General features: G+C 66.6%; 13 protein-coding genes and 1 tRNA gene. 1 reads left to right on the top strand and 13 read right to left on the bottom strand.

Annotation, left to right across the window (positions count from 1 at the left end):
* Window positions 1-46: 46 nt before the first annotated feature.
* The 9 genes from sufU to FDW83_RS05150 form a co-directional block, all read right to left on the bottom strand.
* The gene (sufU, locus tag FDW83_RS05190; RefSeq protein WP_138136537.1) at window positions 47-496 is read right to left on the bottom strand and encodes a Fe-S cluster assembly sulfur transfer protein SufU; all 450 of its coding nucleotides are present in this window, start codon (window positions 494-496) and stop codon (window positions 47-49) included.
* Between the two features lie 17 nt (window positions 497-513).
* Window positions 514-1,839, bottom strand: a complete 1,326-nt coding sequence (locus tag FDW83_RS05185; RefSeq protein ID WP_138136536.1) for an aminotransferase class V-fold PLP-dependent enzyme — start codon at window positions 1,837-1,839, stop codon at window positions 514-516.
* 441 nt (window positions 1,840-2,280) lie between these two features.
* Window positions 2,281-4,878, bottom strand: coding sequence for a LuxR C-terminal-related transcriptional regulator (locus tag FDW83_RS05180; protein ID WP_370281168.1), 2,598 nt, complete (start codon window positions 4,876-4,878; stop codon window positions 2,281-2,283).
* A 52-nt stretch (window positions 4,879-4,930) separates the two neighbouring features.
* Window positions 4,931-7,666 carry a LuxR C-terminal-related transcriptional regulator gene (locus FDW83_RS05175; protein WP_138136534.1) on the bottom strand — a complete coding sequence of 912 codons (2,736 nt, stop codon included), beginning with the start codon at window positions 7,664-7,666 and terminating at the stop codon, window positions 4,931-4,933.
* 121 nt (window positions 7,667-7,787) lie between these two features.
* Window positions 7,788-8,378, bottom strand: coding sequence for an aminoacyl-tRNA hydrolase (gene pth, locus FDW83_RS05170; protein ID WP_138136533.1), 591 nt, complete (start codon window positions 8,376-8,378; stop codon window positions 7,788-7,790).
* A 107-nt stretch (window positions 8,379-8,485) separates the two neighbouring features.
* On the bottom strand, window positions 8,486-9,106 hold the full coding sequence (locus tag FDW83_RS05165) for a 50S ribosomal protein L25/general stress protein Ctc (protein WP_138136532.1): 621 nt from the start codon (window positions 9,104-9,106) through the stop codon (window positions 8,486-8,488).
* Window positions 9,107-9,387: 281 nt separating this feature from the next.
* Window positions 9,388-10,368: a ribose-phosphate diphosphokinase gene (locus FDW83_RS05160; protein WP_138136531.1), complete on the bottom strand. Its 981-nt coding sequence runs from the start codon at window positions 10,366-10,368 to the stop codon at window positions 9,388-9,390.
* Window positions 10,368-11,849, bottom strand: coding sequence for a bifunctional UDP-N-acetylglucosamine diphosphorylase/glucosamine-1-phosphate N-acetyltransferase GlmU (gene glmU / locus FDW83_RS05155; RefSeq protein WP_138136530.1), 1,482 nt, complete (start codon window positions 11,847-11,849; stop codon window positions 10,368-10,370). Before glmU ends, FDW83_RS05160 begins: the two co-directional genes overlap by 1 nt.
* A 102-nt stretch (window positions 11,850-11,951) precedes the next feature.
* Window positions 11,952-12,023, bottom strand: a tRNA-Gln gene (locus FDW83_RS05150).
* Between the two features lie 132 nt (window positions 12,024-12,155).
* Here FDW83_RS05150 and FDW83_RS05145 point away from each other — a divergent pair.
* Entirely contained in the window at window positions 12,156-12,782 is a 627-nt protein-coding gene (locus tag FDW83_RS05145; RefSeq protein WP_138136529.1) for a TetR/AcrR family transcriptional regulator, read from the top strand.
* A gap of 109 nt (window positions 12,783-12,891) precedes the next feature.
* On the opposite strand, the gene FDW83_RS05140 is transcribed toward FDW83_RS05145, so the two are convergent.
* The 4 genes from FDW83_RS05140 to FDW83_RS05125 form a co-directional block, all read right to left on the bottom strand.
* Window positions 12,892-14,712, bottom strand: a complete 1,821-nt coding sequence (locus tag FDW83_RS05140) for an ABC-F family ATP-binding cassette domain-containing protein (RefSeq protein ID WP_138136528.1) — start codon at window positions 14,710-14,712, stop codon at window positions 12,892-12,894.
* Window positions 14,713-14,748: 36 nt separating this feature from the next.
* Window positions 14,749-15,711 (bottom strand): 4-(cytidine 5'-diphospho)-2-C-methyl-D-erythritol kinase, encoded by a 963-nt coding sequence (locus tag FDW83_RS05135; protein WP_138136527.1) that lies wholly within the window; start codon window positions 15,709-15,711, stop codon window positions 14,749-14,751.
* Complete coding sequence (gene rsmA, locus FDW83_RS05130; RefSeq protein ID WP_138136526.1) at window positions 15,708-16,580, bottom strand: 16S rRNA (adenine(1518)-N(6)/adenine(1519)-N(6))-dimethyltransferase RsmA; 873 nt, start codon at window positions 16,578-16,580, stop codon at window positions 15,708-15,710. The genes FDW83_RS05135 and rsmA overlap by 4 nt, the downstream gene beginning before the upstream one ends.
* Before the next feature lie 71 nt (window positions 16,581-16,651).
* Window positions 16,652-17,839 carry a resuscitation-promoting factor gene (locus FDW83_RS05125; protein WP_240720857.1) on the bottom strand — a complete coding sequence of 396 codons (1,188 nt, stop codon included), beginning with the start codon at window positions 17,837-17,839 and terminating at the stop codon, window positions 16,652-16,654.
* Window positions 17,840-17,927: the final 88 nt, after the last annotated feature.

The raw sequence follows: 17,927 nt of genomic DNA, 5'->3' as shown, positions 1-17,927 counted from the left end.
GAGAGCCTTTTTGTATGCCGGCTTCCTGCCTACGGCCGGCAGGCCGTCAGGCGGCCTGGTTCAGGGCGTCTTCCGCCGCCACCCAGGAGATCATGGCGCATTTGACCCGGGCCGCGTAGCGCGCCACACCTTCGAACGCGGCAGCGTCCCCCAGCAGCTCCGGATCGGCATGCACCTTGCCGCGGGACCGGAGGACTTCCCGGAAACTGTCAATGACTTCGTGGAGTTCGGCAACGGTCATCCCCTCGGCGAGGTCGGTGAGCACCGAGGCCGAGGCCATGGAGATGGAGCAGCCCTGGCCGTCCCAGGAAACCTGCGCCACCTTGCCGTCCTCCACTGCGAGGCGCAGGGTGACCTCGTCGCCGCAGACGGGGTTGAGCTGGTGCGACTGCCCGGTGGACGAACCTGCCGGCGCCTCGGTGTCCGCCAGGCCGCTTCCGTGCCGGGCCTTGGAGTGGTCCAGGATGATCTGCTGGTACAGCTGGTCAAGGCTCATCGGTTACCCTCGATCCTTCAGGCGCCGAAGTAGGCCCGCACACCGGATACGGCGTCCAGGAACCGGTCGACGTCGTCGGTGGTGTTGTACAGGTAGGCACTCGCGCGGGTGGTGGCGGTCAGCCCAAGGCGCCGGTGGAGCGGCTGCGCGCAGTGGTGGCCCACACGTACTGCGATCCCGCGCGAGTCCAGGAACTGTCCCACGTCATGGGCGTGGACGCCTTCGACGTCGAATGCGGCCAGTCCGATCCGCTCCTTGCCTGCCGCCGGCCCCAGGACGCGGATGCCGGGAAGTGATTCGAGCCCGGACACCATGCGTTCGCCGAGTTCGGCCTCCCAGCGGTGAATCCGGTCCAGCCCGGTCTCCGTCAGGTAGTTCACGGCCGCGGCGAGGGCCACGGCCTGGGAGATACGTTGGGTTCCGGCTTCGAAGCGCTGCGGCGCCGGCAGATATTCCGCGCGTTCCATGGTCACGGTGGTAATCATGGAGCCGCCCGTCAGGAACGGCGGCAGGACGTCCAGCAGTTCCTGCTTGCCATACAGGACGCCGATGCCGGTGGGTGCGAGCATTTTGTGCCCGGAGAAGACGGCGAAGTCCACGTCCAGGTCCTTCACGTCCAAGGGCATATGCGGTGCCGACTGGCATGCGTCCAGCACCACCAGGGCCCCTGCAGCACGGGCCAACGCCACCAGTTCGCGGACCGGATTAATGGTGCCGAGGACGTTGGACGCGTGGGTGAATGCCAGGACCTTGGTCCGGGGGCCGATGATTGCGGCGGCCTCGTCCATCCGCAGGCTGCCGGCGTCGTCAATGGGGATGTACCGGAGGGTGGCCCCGGTGCGGAACGCCAGCTCCTGCCAGGGGATGAGGTTTGCGTGGTGCTCCATCTCGGTCACCACGATCTCGTCGCCGGGGTGCAGCGCCAGTTCCTTGAGGGCCGCATCGCCGCGGCCCTGCGCCGACCAGAGAGCAGCGGTGGACAACGTGTAGGAAATCAGGTTGAGGCCCTCGGTGGCGTTCGATGTCCAGATGGTCTCCGCGTAGTCCACACCGATAAAGTCCGCAACCGTCTGCCGGGCGTCCTCGAACGCCTCCGTTGCCTCGACGGCAAGGTGGTGGGCACCCCGGTGCACTGCCGCGTTCCGCTGCTCGTAGAATTCCTGCTCAGCCTCGATGACGCTCAGGGGATTCTGGGAGGTGGCACCGGAGTCCAGGTACACCAGTGGCCGCCCGTTGACGAGCTGGTCCAGGACGGGAAAATCATTGCGGATCCGCAAAACCTCGGCATTGTCCAGGACCGGGGGCGCCTGCTCCAGGGTGGCTGGCGTTGATACTACGGCCAAAACGATCTCCTTGAGATGCCAACGGGTGACACTCAATTGTCCCACAGCACGGCTGTGGCGGCCGCCCTGGAGGGGCAGCCGCCACAGCCGCTCCGGGCTTCAGCCCGCGGAGCGGAGGGCCGGCGACGGCTGGGGGGAGAGTCTCGGTCTCAGAAGACTCTAACGCCGCCGGCCCCGTCTCGCCCGGTCCCTGTCGGAACCGGAAGTCAAAAAGGCCCTTATGTCCTGCCGGCAACCGTTCCGGCGTTCATCCTGCCGTACCGCCTTGCCTCCTTAAGTAAATCCCGCCGCAACCTCCTGTACACGAGTACGGTGTACTCGATTTCGGCACCGTGGCACTACCTAGGCCGGGCGCAGCCGAGATGGGCGGAACCTGCCTTGGGCAGGACAAAGCCCGGCAGCGGGTTACAGCTGCCTGCGGCGGTCTTGCATTGCTGCTGGCTACTTGGGCAGCGCGGACTCCAGTTCGTCCCTGCTGCGGACGCCGAGTTTGACGTAAGTCCGGTACAGGTGACCCTCGACGGTACGGACGGACACCATGAGGCGTTGCGCTATTTCACGGTCAGTGAGCCCCTGCACGGCAAGCTCCACGATGTCCTGCTCCCGCCGAGTGAGATGCACGGCCGGGGCTGCGGCGATGAAGCGGCCTTCCCGGAACCGTTCGCCCAGCTCGTGGTCGCACTTTTCCCGCTGGGCCACGGCCTGCCGGGACCTGCGCTTTTCCCCTGCCTGGTCCAGCACGGAGCTGGCCCGCGCGTAGGCTTCGCGGGCGAGGTTCACGAAACCGGATTGTTCCAGGGATGCGGCCGTCTGCATGAGCGCTTCACCGTCAGCCGCTTCCCATGCCGTGGAAAGCTCAAGCATGGCCTCAGCCCAGCGGCCCTGCACGTTCCTGGCAATGTCCTGCACCATGGGGATCACCGAGGGGTCCCCAAGATCCCAGCAGACGGCCAGGAGTTCGAGCAGCTGCCCGGCCCTGCCGGACGCTTCTGCAGCAGTCATCATCGTATGCAGGGAGGCGAGGCCCTTACCGTCGCGGGACAAGTATTCCGCGGCCGCTGCGGCATAGGCGCCGGCAAGGAGGTCGTGGGCAGGTCCGCCGGTGACGGCGTCCTTGTAGTCCTGCTCCAGCCGCTTCGCCTGTGCCGCATCGCCCAGCCGTGCCGCGGCGTAAAAGCCGAGGGACGAGCCAAAACGGAACAGCTGGAGGGGATCGTTGAGCCGGAGTGCTTCCACGGCGGGCAGCAGCAGCTGGTATGCACGCTCCATCCGGCCCTGCCGCAGCATTGAGTAACCGCGGAGCAGCTGCAGGCTGCCGTCGAATGTTGCGGCTCCGACCGCGTGGCCTGCGGCGTAGCTGTTCAGCTCGCGCTCCGCCGACTCCCACTCCCCCATGGCCAGGTAGCTTATGACAAGGCGCCCCAGTGCGAACTCAGGGAAGAAAAACAGGCTGCCCTCCAGCGGCGCCAGTTCCGAGGCTGCCAGGAGTGCGGCGTCCAGACCGTCAGCCGGGCGTCCGACGGCTGTCAGGGCATGAGCCAGCAACGCCTCACCCACAGCTGTTGCGGGCTGGCCGGCAGCTCCCTCCGGGGCGGGGTGGTTCCTGATTCCTTCGACGACGGCGGCCACCGTCCGGTGATCCACCCCGGCGCCCGCCTTCAGCAAGCGGAGGATTTCCTCCTGCCACAGCAGGCCGCCGTCAGCCGGCCTCCCCGCCTGTTCCAGCACGTCCTCGGCCACCGCGGCCAGCTGGTGTCCGGCGGCCTGGTGGGCGGACACCAGCAGCAGCAGGACGGCAGGACCCTCACCGTGGCCGGCAAGCTCAAGCCAGCAGCCATCAAGCAGGGCGGCAGCATCGGCGTACGCTCCCTCGTTGTACAGCGCCCGGGCCTGGACAGCGCGCGCCAGCGGTGCCAGGTCCGGATCCTGCACCCTGGCGGCAATGGAACGGGCGCTGTCGTTGCGGAACCTGACCAGCGCTTCCCGGGCGGCCTCCAGCAAGTCGGCGTCGGCTACGCGCAGGCCGCACTCCAGGGCCCACTCCACGGAACGGAGTTTGCCTTCCCCGCGCAGCACGGTGCCGTTCTGGTGGGCGCGGATCTTTTCCTGCAGCTGAAGGCTCCGCGATACGGAAATGGTGTTCCTGATGGCGTGGGCGAAAAGCCTGTTCCACAGGGATAGTTCGGCCGGGACACCTGATGTTTCCACAATCATTTGCTGGTCCAGGAGCGAGCGGACCACCGGAGCGCCACAGATGTCCTCGATGACCTTCCTGCCCACGGGACCGGACAGCGCGACGAGCTTCAGTGCTTCCTGTTCTTCGGGCCGCCGCCTGATGTGGTCCTTCGACACCACTGCCGTCAGCCGGGCCCCGTCCGCCGGCAGGGAGCCCAGCAGCATCCAGATTCCGTTGCGCTTTGACAGGATGCCTGCCTCGGCGGCGTCATGGAGCAGCGCGTCAAGCAGCCGCGGGTTGCCGCCCGAGGCCGTCCATGCTGCATCGATGGTGGCACCGGGGACGGTCCCATCCAACAGATGCTCCAGGACTTCTTCGATCTGTTCCCGGGTGAGCGGGCGCAGGTCGATCCGCTCGGCCAGGCCGTCGTACCACAGCTGGTCCAGGGGCTGCGGCAGTCCGGGCCGCTGCCGTGCGGCAGCCACCACACTGGCCCAGCCGGCCGAAATCAGGTCCGCGAGCACGCCCGCCGAGGCTTCGTCCAGGTAGTGGGCGTCATCCACCACCAGGAGGACGGAGTTGCCGTTGCCGGCTTTGAGTTTCTCGAAGTAGGTCCACATGGACCGCAGGACCGCCACGGGCGAGACCGACTCCTCGGCCGTCAGGTCCGCGGTGTAGGGGGTCAGGACCCCGAACGGTACCGCGGCAAGGGCCGAGCTGCCATGGATCTGCAGGATGTTCAGTTCGCCGGCGAGGCGTTCGCTGATGGCCTCGGTAAGGGACGACTTCCCGATACCGGGGCCGGCCATGACGAAAACAGCCTGGCTGGTGCGGTTCCGGACGAGGTTGCAGATCCGTTCCAGCGGCTCCCGGCGTCCGGTGAGGAGCCGGTGTGCTGTTGCAGGTTTGTGTCCGTTAGACGAGTCCAGTCAGATCACCCCTGGAGGTTACGCCGAGCTTGGTGAACACCTGGTAAAGGTGCCCTTCCACAGTCCGGACTGACACGCCCATTTCCAGGGCTATGTCACGGTTCGATGCACCCCGGCCGGCAAGCCGGGCGATCTGACGCTCCCTGCTGGTGAGCAGGGGGCTGCCGGAGCTGGGCACGATGGGCAGGTTGGTGACTGTTGCGGCCAGGATATCGAGCCGGGCCTGGGCCGTCCGGGCCGAGATGGAATCCCCGTCCTGGCGCGCAAAATCCACGGCCAATGCCATGCACCGGGCCTCGACGGCGTCCAGTTCCAGAGTGGCGGCGAGCTCCCCGCCGGCCAGGAGGGCCTTGGCGTCCTTGGTGCGGGTACCCAGTGCGATGAGCCGGGAGACCTCTGCGAGGGGGCCTTGGCGATGGGCTGCGATCTCCTCCAGAAGCTTAAAATCGGCGTCGCTTCCATTCACGGTGGCAGCAAGGAGTTCGATGCCGGCCATGGTGTACAGCCCGGCCTCCATGTTCCGTCGCGCGGATTGTTTGAGGCCGGCGGCGGCATCGGGGTCGTTGAGCCACCGTCCGGCCACCAAGGCACAAAAACTGATCAGGCTCTCCGTGACGAAGCCGGTTGTGCCGGGGGTCCGTTGCAGCTTTGCGAGGAACTTGCGGGCCTGGACGGCATTGCCGGTTTGCGCATGGGCCAGCGCCGTTGCGGAGTAAGCGAACCGGAGTGCGGTCTGGACGGGCTGCAACTCCAGCTGGGCGGTGGCTGACATCAAGGGTTCCAGTGCGGCAGCACCACGGCCGGAGTAGACGTATGCAATTCCTGTGGCCAGTTCGGCAGCGGCGCTGCCGTAGGGAAGGCGGTATGGTTCCTCCACGCTCTGCGTACCCAGGACGTCGATGCACCGCCGCCACTGACCGGCCATCAGCAGCACCAGGTATGCCTCCCGGCTGTACCGCTCGCGCAGCCCCACCACGTGGGAGGCGTCGCTGATTTGGCCGCCGAGCTGGCGCATCAGGCCCAGCGCGTCCATCTCCCTGCCTGTCAGGGCCAGTGCAGTCATCAGGATGATGGCCGAGTGCATACGGTATCCGGCGTCAGGGTTCGACGCCGGATCAGCCGCCGCCTCAAGGGCAGGAATCAGGCCGGCGTAATCACCAACGAAGGCCCGGTATTCGAACTCGCTCAGCGTGACCTGGTTCAACGCTGCCGCTGACGGCTCGGGCCACGCGGCTTCTTCTCCGGCCGGCGCAAGCCGCTTGCGGGCTTCATAGAAGAGGCCGGGGACCTTGCCAGCCTGTTCAGGAAGCCTCACCATCACCCGCGCCTTGGCGGCCACAACGCGGGCGTACTCCTCAACGTCGTCGAGGGCGTCGAGCTCGGGGCGCGAAATATCGTCCAGGGCAGCCAGTGCCTGGACCGGCAGGTCCAACTGAAGGTAGGCGGCGGCCTTCTGGCGCTGGGCGGGAACCCACTGCCGGTCCGTCCGCTTCAGCATGTCCGCGTACGTCAGGGCGAACTTGGGGTCGAATAACTGGACGGCAGCTTCCGCGGCTGCAAGGGCCAGTGCAGGGCTGAGCTCGGCCTCGCATTCGTTGGTCCAGGCGGCGAAGGCCATCAGCTCTTCAACCGTCATGGCGGCCGGGTCCGGTTCCTCGCCGCCAAGCAGCACCGCGCGAAGTTCCCGCCGCCTGGCAATGGACAGCCAGGTCCGCACGACGTCGCCGATGTACTTTTCCCGCAGCGACACCCACCGGTGATCGGAGTCGTCGATCTCCAGCAGGCCGCCATCCTCCATGTCAGCCACCACAACGGCACTGTAGATTGCCGTCAGCCGGGACAGCTCCACCCGCCGGGCACAAGACAGCATCTCAATGACTTCCCGGGTTTCGGGAGTTTCCCTGGACCAGCGGGACCGGACGATGTCATCGAGGCTGGCAGCGCCGTCGAGCACCACCTTGTCGCGCAGGGTCCAGACGGAGTCGGACAGCACCAGGTTGCCGGACAGCTGCTGTTCGGTGACGAGGGCCTTGAGCAGGAGCGGGTTGCCACCCACCATGCGGTGGTAGGTGTTGACCAGGGCGGCGGAAACCCGGTGGCCGAGCAGGGAGAGAAGGACCTGGCGGGTCTGCAACTCGTTGAGGTTGCTGAGACGGACCTCGGTCAGCCGCCGGTCCGTCAAAAGCCAGTGGAAGTCAGCCGGCAGGTCACTGATGCCCGGTGCCACGGCAATGATCTTGGCCGTGCCGGTCAGCAGGACGTTCAGCAGAACGCCCGCGCTCATGTCGTCGATGCTGCTGGAGGTGTCCAGGGTGATGACGCAGGGACGGCCGGCGGCGTCGCTGCGGATCAGCGACGTGATTCCGCGGAGGATGGCTGTGGGCGAACCCATGTAGGCCTGCGGCAGCCGGGCCAGCAGGAAGGAAAGGCAGCCGTAGGGTGTGTTGGCCCCGGCGGGCCCGGTGCGGAGCTGCAGCGACCAGACGTCCGGTCCGAGGTCCGCCACGGCTGCACGGGCGAGGGACGACTTACCCACGCCCCGGCCGCCGGTGATGACGGCCCCCAGGGAGTTTTCGCTGGTCAGAGCGGTACGGACAGTTTCAAGATGCGCGCTGCGGGCGGGCGCGGACCAGTGCTGCCCCCGTGTAGCGGAGCTTTGCGGTCGCAGCCCGTCGTCGTGAGGTGTTGACCCACGTCCCCAGCTAAGTGGCTCGATTGACATGAACTTTTCCCCTACATCCCCGATAGCGGGATGTAGCCCCATTGCTCCCCCGCATAGCTAGAAGACTACCTCGTGGTACCGACAGGGAAACAGGTTGAAACGGGTTTAAGTTTCTATGTTGCTATTGCCCGGCCTTCGCGGGGTGGTATTTCTGCTGCGCCGCCGTGAGCCCGTCGCGCAGCAGCGCCTCGACGGCATCTGCCGCATCGTCCAGCAGAAAAGGCAGTTCCTTGAGTTCGGCAGTACCGAAATCCCGCAGGACATAATCTGCTGTGTCCATCCTGCCGGGTGGACGCCCCACGCCGACGCGGACCCGAAGGTAGTCCTTGGTGGCCAATGCTTTGGAGATGTCGCGCAGGCCGTTGTGGCCGCCTTCGCCGCCACCGATTTTGAGCTTGATGGTATTGAAGGGGATATCAATCTCGTCGTGTACCGCCACCACATGGTCAGCGGCGACGCCGTAAAAGTTGGCCAGCGCCGAGACAGGCCCGCCGGAGACGTTCATATAGGTCATGGGTTTTGCCAGGACCACGCGCGGGCCGCCGATTCCCAGCCGGCCTTCCACCACCTGCGCCCGCGCTTTGTGTGTCTTAAAGCCGGAGCCCATCCGGCCGGCGAGTTCATCAAGCACCATCTGGCCGACGTTGTGCCTGTTGCCTTGGTACTGGGGTCCGGGGTTACCGAGGCCGACGATCAGCCAGGTGTCAGTCATGGGATTAATCCTAGGGTGGGCTGGTGGGAGCAAGGCCTACGGCGGCGGACATGGCAGTGGCCGGATCCCAGCGGGATCCGGCCACAAACAAGCAAACAACCGGGTGGTTACTCGGCTGCTGCTTTCTCTGCAGCTTCAGAAGCTTCGCCGGAAACAGCCTCGCCGCCTTCGGTGGCGCCCTCTTCCTCGGTGGCCACGGCCTCGGAGATGTTCACCACGAGGGCTTCGGCGTCGGTCAGCAGGACGGTGCCCTTGGGCAGGGCAAGATCGGAAGCGTGGATGTGCTCACCGGCAGCGCGGCCTTCAATGCTGACCACGACGGCCTCGGGAAGGTGGGTTGCCTCGGCCTCGAGGGACACAACGGTCAGTTCCAGGTTGTGCACGGTGCCGGCAGCGGACTCGCCTTCAACGTGGACGGGAACGTCAACCGTGACCTTCTCGCCCTGGCGGACGGTCAGGAGGTCGATGTGCTCGATGATCTGCTTGATCGGGTCGCGCTGGATGTCCTTGACCAGGGCAAGGTGGCCTTCGCCGTTGATGTCCAGGGACAGCAGGGCGTTCGCGGTGCGTACGGCAAGGGTGGTGGCCTTGGCCGGCAGGGTGACGTGGATGGGCTCTGCGCCGTGGCCGTAGATGACGGCGGGGATCAGGTTGGCCATCCGGGCGCGGCGGGCGTAGCCCTTGCCGAATTCGGTGCGCAGTTCTGCTGCGAGCTTCTGCTCAGACATGGAAATCTCCTTGAAGATTAAGGGGTGTTCAGCAAGGGCGGAGGTCTGGTATGACCTTCAACGCCGGGCCGCCCGCTGGCAGCTCTTCAAGAAGGCGCCCCCGGAAGGGCAAATCAGACCCAGTCGATAACGGAGACCTGCAACCGGCATGCCAATTGCTCTCCCTCGCCAAGGTATCGGGGAACAGTCTACCAGCGCCGGACCGGTTTCCTGAAAACGATGCCCCTCCCGGTGGTTGAGCCTGTCGAAACCAGGTTCCCACAGGCTCAACAACGGGAGGGCTACGCCTTGCCGTCGAACAGGCTGGTGACGGAACCGTCGTCGAACACCTCGCGGATGGCGCGCGCGATCAGCGGCGCGATGGACAGCACGGTCAGCTGCGGGAACCGCTGCGAAGAGCTGAGCGGAAGCGTGTTGGTGACCACCACTTCGCGGGCACCGGACTCGGCGAGCCGCTCAGCCGCAGGCTCCGAGAACACGGCATGCGTGGCGGCAATGATGACGTCCTTGGCGCCGGCGTTCTTCAGCACCTTCACGGCCCCGGAAATGGTTCCGCCGGTGTCGATCATGTCGTCGATCAGCACGCAGGTGCGGCCCTCGATCTGCCCCACCACGGTCTTGGACACGGCCTGGTTGGGGACAGTGAGGTCGCGGCTCTTGTGCACGAATGCCAGCGGAGCGCCGCCCAGCCGCTCGGCCCACTGTTCGGCCACCCGGACGCGGCCGGTGTCAGGTGAGACCACGGTGATGTTGTTGGCGTCCACCCGGGTGCGCAGGTAGTCGGCGAGCAGCGGAATTGCCATCAGGTGGTCGACCGGACCGTCGAAGAAGCCCTGGATCTGAGCGGTGTGCAGGTCCACGCTCATGATGCGGTCGGCACCGGCGGTCTTGTACATGTCCGCCACGAGCCGGGCGGAGATCGGCTCGCGGCCGCGGCCCTTCTTGTCCTGGCGCGAGTAGGGGTAGAACGGCGACACGACAGTGATCCGCTTGGCAGAGGCCCGCTTCAGCGAATCGATCATGATCAGCTGTTCCATGAGGTGGTTGTTCAGCGGGGCCGGGTGCGCCTGGATGACGAAGGCGTCAGTGCCGCGCACGCTCTCGCCGGCACGCACGTAGATTTCACCGTTGGCGAAGTCATAGGCGTCCACCGGAAGGAGGTCCGTGCCGAGTTCCTTTGCGATTTCCCGGGCCAGCTCCGGGTGGGCCCGCCCGGTGGCAAGCACCAGCCTCTTCTCGCCGCGCGCCGTAATTTCGCTCATTATTGCTTGCCCTCTTCTGTAGATGCCGGGGTACTTGAGGAGTCCTGGGCGGCCGCCTGGGCCAGTTCCGCGGAGCGGGTTCCCGGCCTGTTGGCGGGCACCCAGCCTTCGGTGTTGCGCTGCGCCGCTACGGTGAGCGCCAGCGCGCCGGCGGGCACGTCCTTGCGGATCACCGCTCCGGCGCCGCTGTAGGCGCCGTCCCCCACGGTGACCGGGGCAACAAATACCGTGTTGGAACCTGTGCGGACGCCTGAGCCGATGACCGTGCGGTGCTTCTTCTCGCCGTCGTAATTGGCTGTGATGTTTCCGCAGCCGATGTTCGTGTCCTCGCCGATTTCCGCGTCCCCGGCGTAGCCGAGGTGGGACAGCTTGGAGCCGCGGCCGATGGTCACGTTCTTGGTTTCATAGAAGGCGCCGATCTTGCCCTTCTCGCCCAGCACCGTACCGGGGCGCAGGTAGGTGAAAGGTCCGACGGCGGCGCGCGCCCCGATCACGGAGCCGGAGCCATGGGTGCGGACCACCTTGGCGCCCTCCCCCACGGTGACGTCGGTCAGCGTGGTGTCGGGGCCGACGACGGCGTCCCTCGCCACGGTGGTGGCGCCGTGCAGCTGCGTGTTGGGCAGGAGCCGGACGTCCTCGTCGAGAGTGACGGAGGAATCGATCCAGGTGGTGGAGGGATCCACCACGGTAACGCCGGCACGCATCCACGCCTCTACAATGCGGCGGTTGAGCTCTGCGCCGAGCGCGGCCAGCTGGACGCGGTCATTGGCGCCTTCCACCTGCCAGCGGTCGGCGGTGACGACGGCGGCCACCCGGCCGCCTGCCTCCCTTGCCAGGGCGAGCACGTCCGTAAGGTACTTCTCCCCCTGTGCGTTGTCCGTGGTGACCTTGGCCAGGGCATCACGCAGCACACCGGCGTCGAAGGCGTAGATGCCGGAATTGACCTCGCCGATGAGCCGTTCGGCGTCGGTTGCGTCCTTGTGTTCCCGGATCCCGGTGACCGTGCCGTCCCCGCCCCGCAGGATGCGGCCGTAGCCGGTGGCGTCGTCCAGGACAGCGGTCAGGACGGTGACAGCATTCGCTTCCTTCTCATGCGTGGCGACGAGTTCCGCCAGAAGCTCTGCGGACAGGAGCGGCACGTCACCGTAGGTCACCACCACGGTGCCGGTCAGCGGCTGGTCCGCGTCCAGGGCCTGCAGCGCCACTTCCACGGCGCGGCCGGTGCCGGGAACCTCATCCTGGTCCACGATCAGTGCAGACGGGTCGAGCTCAGCCACGTGGCCTGCCACCAGGTCCCGCTCATGGCGGACCACAATGGCGAGCTGCCGGGGGTTGATGCTGCGGGCCGCCAGGAGTGCGTGCCCCACCATGGACCGGCCACCGATTTCGTGGAGGATCTTGGGGGTACGTGACTTCATCCGCGTACCGGCTCCTGCTGCCAGAACGATTACGGCGGCCGGGCCGGCCTTCTCGGGGATCACGTACTGGCTCTCCTTGCCTGGGTTACGCTGGCGTTTGCGGTGTCCGGGCCGGCCTGCGGGCCCGGTACCGGGTGTCATCCTACTGAACATGTCGCACAGCAGTTCCGCCCATAGGATTCGAACCTATACTCCACGGCTCCAAAGGCCGGGGTGCTGCCGTTACACCAGAGCGGACCATGCCCGAGGCGCAAGGCCCGGGCACAAGTCCCTATTTTGCCACGGCTTCGGGGCGCCGCGCGACACGGGCGCCCGGCGCCCCAAAGCAGCCGCCCGGAATGCCGCCGCCCTGTAGGGCATGATGGGAATGTGAGCAACAACCCGCCGCGGACGCGGATGACCGGACGCCAGCGCCGGAGCCAGCTGGTCGACGTCGGGCGCGGCCTCTTTGCCGTCCGCGGGCTCGACGGCACAACCATCGAGGAAATCGCCGCCTGCGCGGGCGTGTCCAAACCCGTTATCTACGAGCACTTCGGCTCCAAGGAAGGGCTGTACACCGAGGTGGTGGACTACGAGTTCCACATCCTGCTCGACTCCATCACCGCGGCACTCGCCGAGGAGGCCAAACCCCGCGTCCTGGTGGAACGCGCCGCCCTGGCCCTTCTGACCTATATCGAGGACCGCACCGAAGGCTTCCGGATCCTGATGCGCGACGCACCGCCCTCCCAGCCCGAAGGTGCCTTCTCCACCCTGCTCTCCCACGTCACCGCCCGCGTGGAGCACATCCTCTCCGACGAGTTCTCCCGCCGCGGCTTCAGCGGCGAGGACGGCGCCATGTACGCGCAGATGCTCGTGGGCATGGTGGCCATGACCGGCCAATGGTGGCAGGACAGCCGCCAGCCCGACAAGCACACCGTAGCCGCGCACCTGGTCAACCTCGCCTGGAACGGCCTCACCGGCCTGCAGAAGGACCCGGAGCTCAAGTCCGAGGTGTAAGTGGTCACGTTCGTGAGTGGGGCACCTGTCCTCTGCGTGCTGCTCCTTCGTCGCTTTGACGCACGCTGCCGGACGGCCGCCCCGCTCACGCGTGCGCACGTCGCCGTTGTCAGTCGCCCAGGAGTTCCGAGGACTCCAGCCACTCCAGTTCGAGGGCTTCCTTTTCGTCCGCGAGTTCCTTGAGCTGCTTGTTCTGTTCAGCGAGGGTGTCGTAATCCGCGGCCTCGGTGCTTTTGAGCATCTGGTCGTGGATCTTCTTCTCCTGCTGCTCGAGCTTGCTGAGCTGGCGCTCGATCCTGTTGAGGGCCTTGCGGGCTTCGCGCTTTTCCGCCTCCGAAGGGCCGTCCGGCGCCGCAGCAACGGCGGGGCTGGCGGCGGCGGGGTTGCCGCCGCCGGCTACGGTGGAGCCGGCCAGGGCTGCTTCGCGGAGTTCGAGGTACTGGTCCACGCCACCGGGCAGGCCGCGGAGCTTGCCGTCGCCAAGCAGGGCCATCTGGTGGTCCGTGACGCGTTCCAGGAGGTAGCGGTCGTGGCTGACCACCACAAGGGTGCCCGGCCAGCCGTCCAGCACGTCCTCCACGGCGGCGAGGGTGTCGGTGTCGAGGTCGTTGGTGGGTTCGTCGAGCATCAGCACGTTCGGTTCGCCCACCAGCAGCCGGAGGAGCTGCAGCCGTCGGCGCTCACCGCCGGAGAGGTCCTTAACGGGTGTCCACTGCTTCTGGTTGGTGAACCCCAGCTGCTCCACCAGCTGGCCGGCGGTGAACTCCCTGCCGCCCACGTTGAAGGAACGCTTTTCCCGCTCGATAACCTCGATCACCCGCAGGTCCGCGACGTCGTCGAGTTCCTTGACTTCCTGTGTGAGCACCGCAGTGACCACCGTCTTGCCGCGCTTCAGCCTGCCGGCGTCGGGGGTGATCTCGCCGTTCAGCAGCTTGAGGAGTGTCGTCTTGCCGGCGCCGTTGACGCCCACGATGCCCAGGCGCTCCCCCGGGGCGAGGCGTAGGGTGATGTTGTCGAAAAGCCTTCGGCCGTCGTCGCCCTCGAAGTTCAGTGAGACGTGCTCAAGGTCAAGCACGTCCTTGCCCAGGCGGGCCGTGGCCATTTTGCTCAGTGCCATGGAGTCCCGTGGTGCCGGCACGTCGGTGATGAGGGCGTTGGCTGCCTCGATGCGGAACTTCGGCTTGGACGTCCGCGCCGGCGCGCCGCGGCGCAGCCAGGCGAGCTCCTTCTTGACCAGTTGCTGCCGCTTTCCCTCGACGACGGCGGCCATCCGGTCCCGCTCGGCGCGGGCCAGGACGTACGCGGCGTACCCGCCCTCGAACGGGTCGATGATCCCGTCGTGCACTTCCCAGGTCTTGGTGCAGACTTCATCGAGGAACCAGCGGTCGTGGGTTACCACCAGGAATGCGCCCTGGTTGGCCCGCCAGCGGGTTTTCAGGTGCCGCGCCAGCCAGGCGACGCCCTCGACGTCAAGATGGTTGGTGGGCTCGTCCAGCATGATGACGTCGTGGTCCTCGATCAGCAGCTTGGCGAGGGCAACCCGCCGCTTTTGCCCGCCCGAGAGGGAGTGGACGTTGGCGTGCCAGTCGACGTCGGACACCAGGCCGCCCATGATCTCGCGGATGCGCGGGTTGCGTGCCCACTCGTAATCCGCCCGGTCACCCACGATCGCGGCACCCACGGTCAGGTCGCCGTCGAGCACGTCGCTCTGGTCCAGGTAGCCGATGTTGACGTCACCGCGCTTGGTGACCCGGCCCGCATCCGGCGTCAACCGCAAAGCCAGCAACCTCATCAGGGTGGACTTGCCGTCGCCGTTGCGGCCTACCATGCCAATCCGGTCCCCCTCCTCAAGACCCAGGGTGACGCCGTCCAGGACGGTGCGGGTTGCGTAGGAAACCGTGAGGTTCTCGCCGCCAAGAAGGTGTGCCAAAGGGAACTGCTTTCTGCTGTTCGGGTGGAAAAGGTGCTAGATCAGGGTGTCGGACATGATGCGGGCGCCGGGAACGGGACCGTGGACGGCGAGCGCGGACAGCCCGCGGCGCCTCAGCTCCTCCGCCAGGCCTTCCGCCGCCACGGAGTCATCAGCAAGCAGGGCAACCGTGGGGCCGGATCCGGACACGATGCCGGCTATGGCGCCGTGCGCCTCACCGATGCCCAGCGTATCCCTGAGTGACGGTGACAGTTTGATGGCTGCGCGCTGCAGGTCGTTGACCAGGACGCGGCTTAGCGCTTCGGCATCCCCGCTGCGGAGCGCCGTCAGAATTTCCGGATCGACGCCGGTCGGCTCATCGGCTTCGACTCCCTCGGCTTCCCTCAACCGGTCCAGCGTCCGGTACACCTCCGGGGTGGAGAGCCCATAGTCGGCCGTGACCAGCACCCAGTGCGTCTGCGCCTTCACCAGCGCCGGGGACAGCTTGTCGCCAAGGCCCAGGCCCACGGCGGTGCCGCCCAGCAGCGAGAAGGGGACGTCGGCGCCCAGTTCAGCGGCGAGGTGGGCCAGCTCTTCGCGGGAAAGGCCGCTGTTCCACAGTGCGTCGCAGGCAAGGAGAGTGGCCGCCGCGTCGGCCGATCCGCCGCCCATTCCGCCGGCCACGGGGACCCGCTTGGTGATTTCCAGGTGCACCCCCGTTGAGTGCTCCGAAACGTCCGCCATGATGGCCGCAGCCTTGTGGGCCAGGTTGTTGCCGTCGAGCGGGATGTCCACCGAGTCCAGGTCCACCGTGCTGTCCGGGCTGAGGCTGATGGTGATACCGGGTGTTTCGGTGCTGGTTGCCGCCACCTCCTCATAGAGGGAGACCGCGAGGTAGACACTGGCCACGGAGTGGTAGCCGTCGGGACGCAGCGGCCCGACGTCGAGCGACACGTTGACCTTGCCCGGAGCCTTGACCCGGACGGTCCGGGCGGTGAAGCGGCCCGGCCGCGCCGTCACGCCCCGGTCTCCCTGGCTTCGGCAATCCTCGCGAACGCGGCGATGTCGATGACCTCGCCGCGGGCAGCGGGGTCGACGCCGGCCGCCACCAGGCAGCGTTCGGCCTCCTGCGCTCCCCCGGCCCAGCCGGCCAGGGCAGCGCGCAGGGTCTTGCGCCGCTGCGCGAAAGCTGCATCGACAACGGCGAAAACCTGTTTCCTCGTTGCCGCAGTGGCCGGCGGTTCGCGGCGGGTGAAGGCCACCAGCCCGGAGTGGATTTTGGGTGCGGGCCAAAAAACGTTCATGCCGATCACACCGGCCTTGCGCATGTGGCTGTACCAGGCCGCCTTGACGGACGGGACACCATACGTCTTGGAACCGGGGCCGGCGGCAAGGCGGTCCGCCACCTCATCCTGGACCATCACGAGCCCGTGCTGCAGGCCCGGAAAATGCTCCAGCAGGTGCAGCACCACGGGGACCGCCACGTTGTAGGGCAGGTTGGCCACGAGTGCGGTGGGCTGGACCGGAAGTTCCGTGACCTTCATGGCGTCGGCGTGGACCAGGTGGAAATTGCCCACGGCTGCGGGCCGCCACTCCTGCACTGTGTGCGGAAGTTTCGCGGCGAGCACCGGATCGATTTCGACGGCGACCACAGAGGCAGCAGCGTCCAGCAGCCCCAGCGTCAGGGAGCCGAGCCCGGGACCGACCTCCAGCACCGTCTCCTCCGGCCCCACGCTAGCAGCAGCCACGATCCTGCGGATGGTGTTGCCGTCGATGACGAAGTTCTGGCCCAGCGTTTTAGTGGGCCTGACACCGATCTCCTCTGCCAGCCGGCGGATGTCGGAGGCACCAAGTAGCGGTGCGGGCACGGCGGGGATGGGTTCAGTCACCTAGGTATCCTATACAGCCGCGGCCGGGCCCGGATGATCCGGGCCCGGCCGCTTGCACGAGTGCGGGCTGGTCACCTGCTGGCTGCCCAGCCGCAGCCCCAGGGCTGCAGGCCGCGCTGCGCGTAGACCCTGTTGGCGATGTCGATCTGCTGGGCTTTGGTGGCAAGGCTGGCGTTCGGGGCATAGGCTCCGCCGCCGGCACCGATCCACGTCCGGATGTCGAACTGAAGTCCGCCGTAGTATCCGTTACCCGTGTTGATGCTCCAGTTTCCGCCGGACTCGCACTGGGCGATCTTGTCCCACATGGCTTCGTTCATCATGGCAGGGGCAGCAGCACCGGTGTTGTTGCCGGCTGGGGCAGCGGCCTGGGCCACAGGCTTCGGTTTGGTGCCCACAGTCACCTTTTTCGCGACCGGCTGCACGGCGACGGTCTCGGAGACGAGGGTGCGGGACGCTTCGCGGCCGTCCACCAGGACGAGCTTGAACGTCTTTTCCAGCTTGCCGGCGGAACCCTCCTGGGTAACTTCCCGTTCGCCCTTCAACAGCTCGGCGCTTTCGGTGGTCACGGTTTCGAAGGGGACAACCTCTGTGGTCACCGCGGTCTGGGCGTTGTCAACGCGCGAAACCTTGATCACCATGTTGTTCACCACGTGGGCGTTGGCTGGCTGGGAGGTGCGGTCATTGGCCCCCAGGGTCAACCCGGCATCCTCAAGGACCTTGCCTACGGTGGCTGCAGTGGTGGTGGCGGTGTTCACCTTGCCGTCGGCCACAATGCTGACGGTTTTGGGGGTGGAGATGGACACAAACGAGCCTGTGACGGCGAGCTGGGCGTCGCGGGGCACGGACAACGAGGAAGCGCTGGCAACCCCAAGCTCGGTCACCAGGCCGGCAACGTCCCGGGCGGTGGTGTTGACTGTCTTCTCGGCCCCGTCCAGGCTGACCTGGACCTCTTTGGCCTGGTTGACGTTGATGACGGTGCCGTTCCGGACAGAAGCGTCCAAAGCGGGTGATACTTTGTCCGAAGGCTTGAGCTCCAGGTTGGCGCTCTTGACCACCTGGCCGACAGTTCCGCCGAACGTCTGCACGGACGTTACCTTCCCGTCAACGTTGAGCGTGACAGTTTTGTTATTGCCGACGAAGGCAACCAGCCCCACTACCAGCGCGCACAGCACCAGCAGCTGGGCGCCAACCTTGATGAAGCTGAACTTGCCGTCCGTTGTGAAGAACTTGACCACGATTGCCCGTAACTGTCGGTCCATCCGGGCACGGGGATTGCGCACTTGAATATCCGGCACGGCCTTGATCCAGGCAGTCCGGGCACCGTTGCGCCGCCACACTCCGCGCAAC

Origin of the sequence: Pseudarthrobacter sp. NamE2 (assembly GCF_005796205.1) — a bacterium.
Lineage (GTDB): Bacteria > Actinomycetota > Actinomycetes > Actinomycetales > Micrococcaceae > Arthrobacter.
The sequence above is the reverse complement of the archived record's forward strand: the minus strand, read 5'-3'. Positions and strand labels throughout refer to the sequence as shown.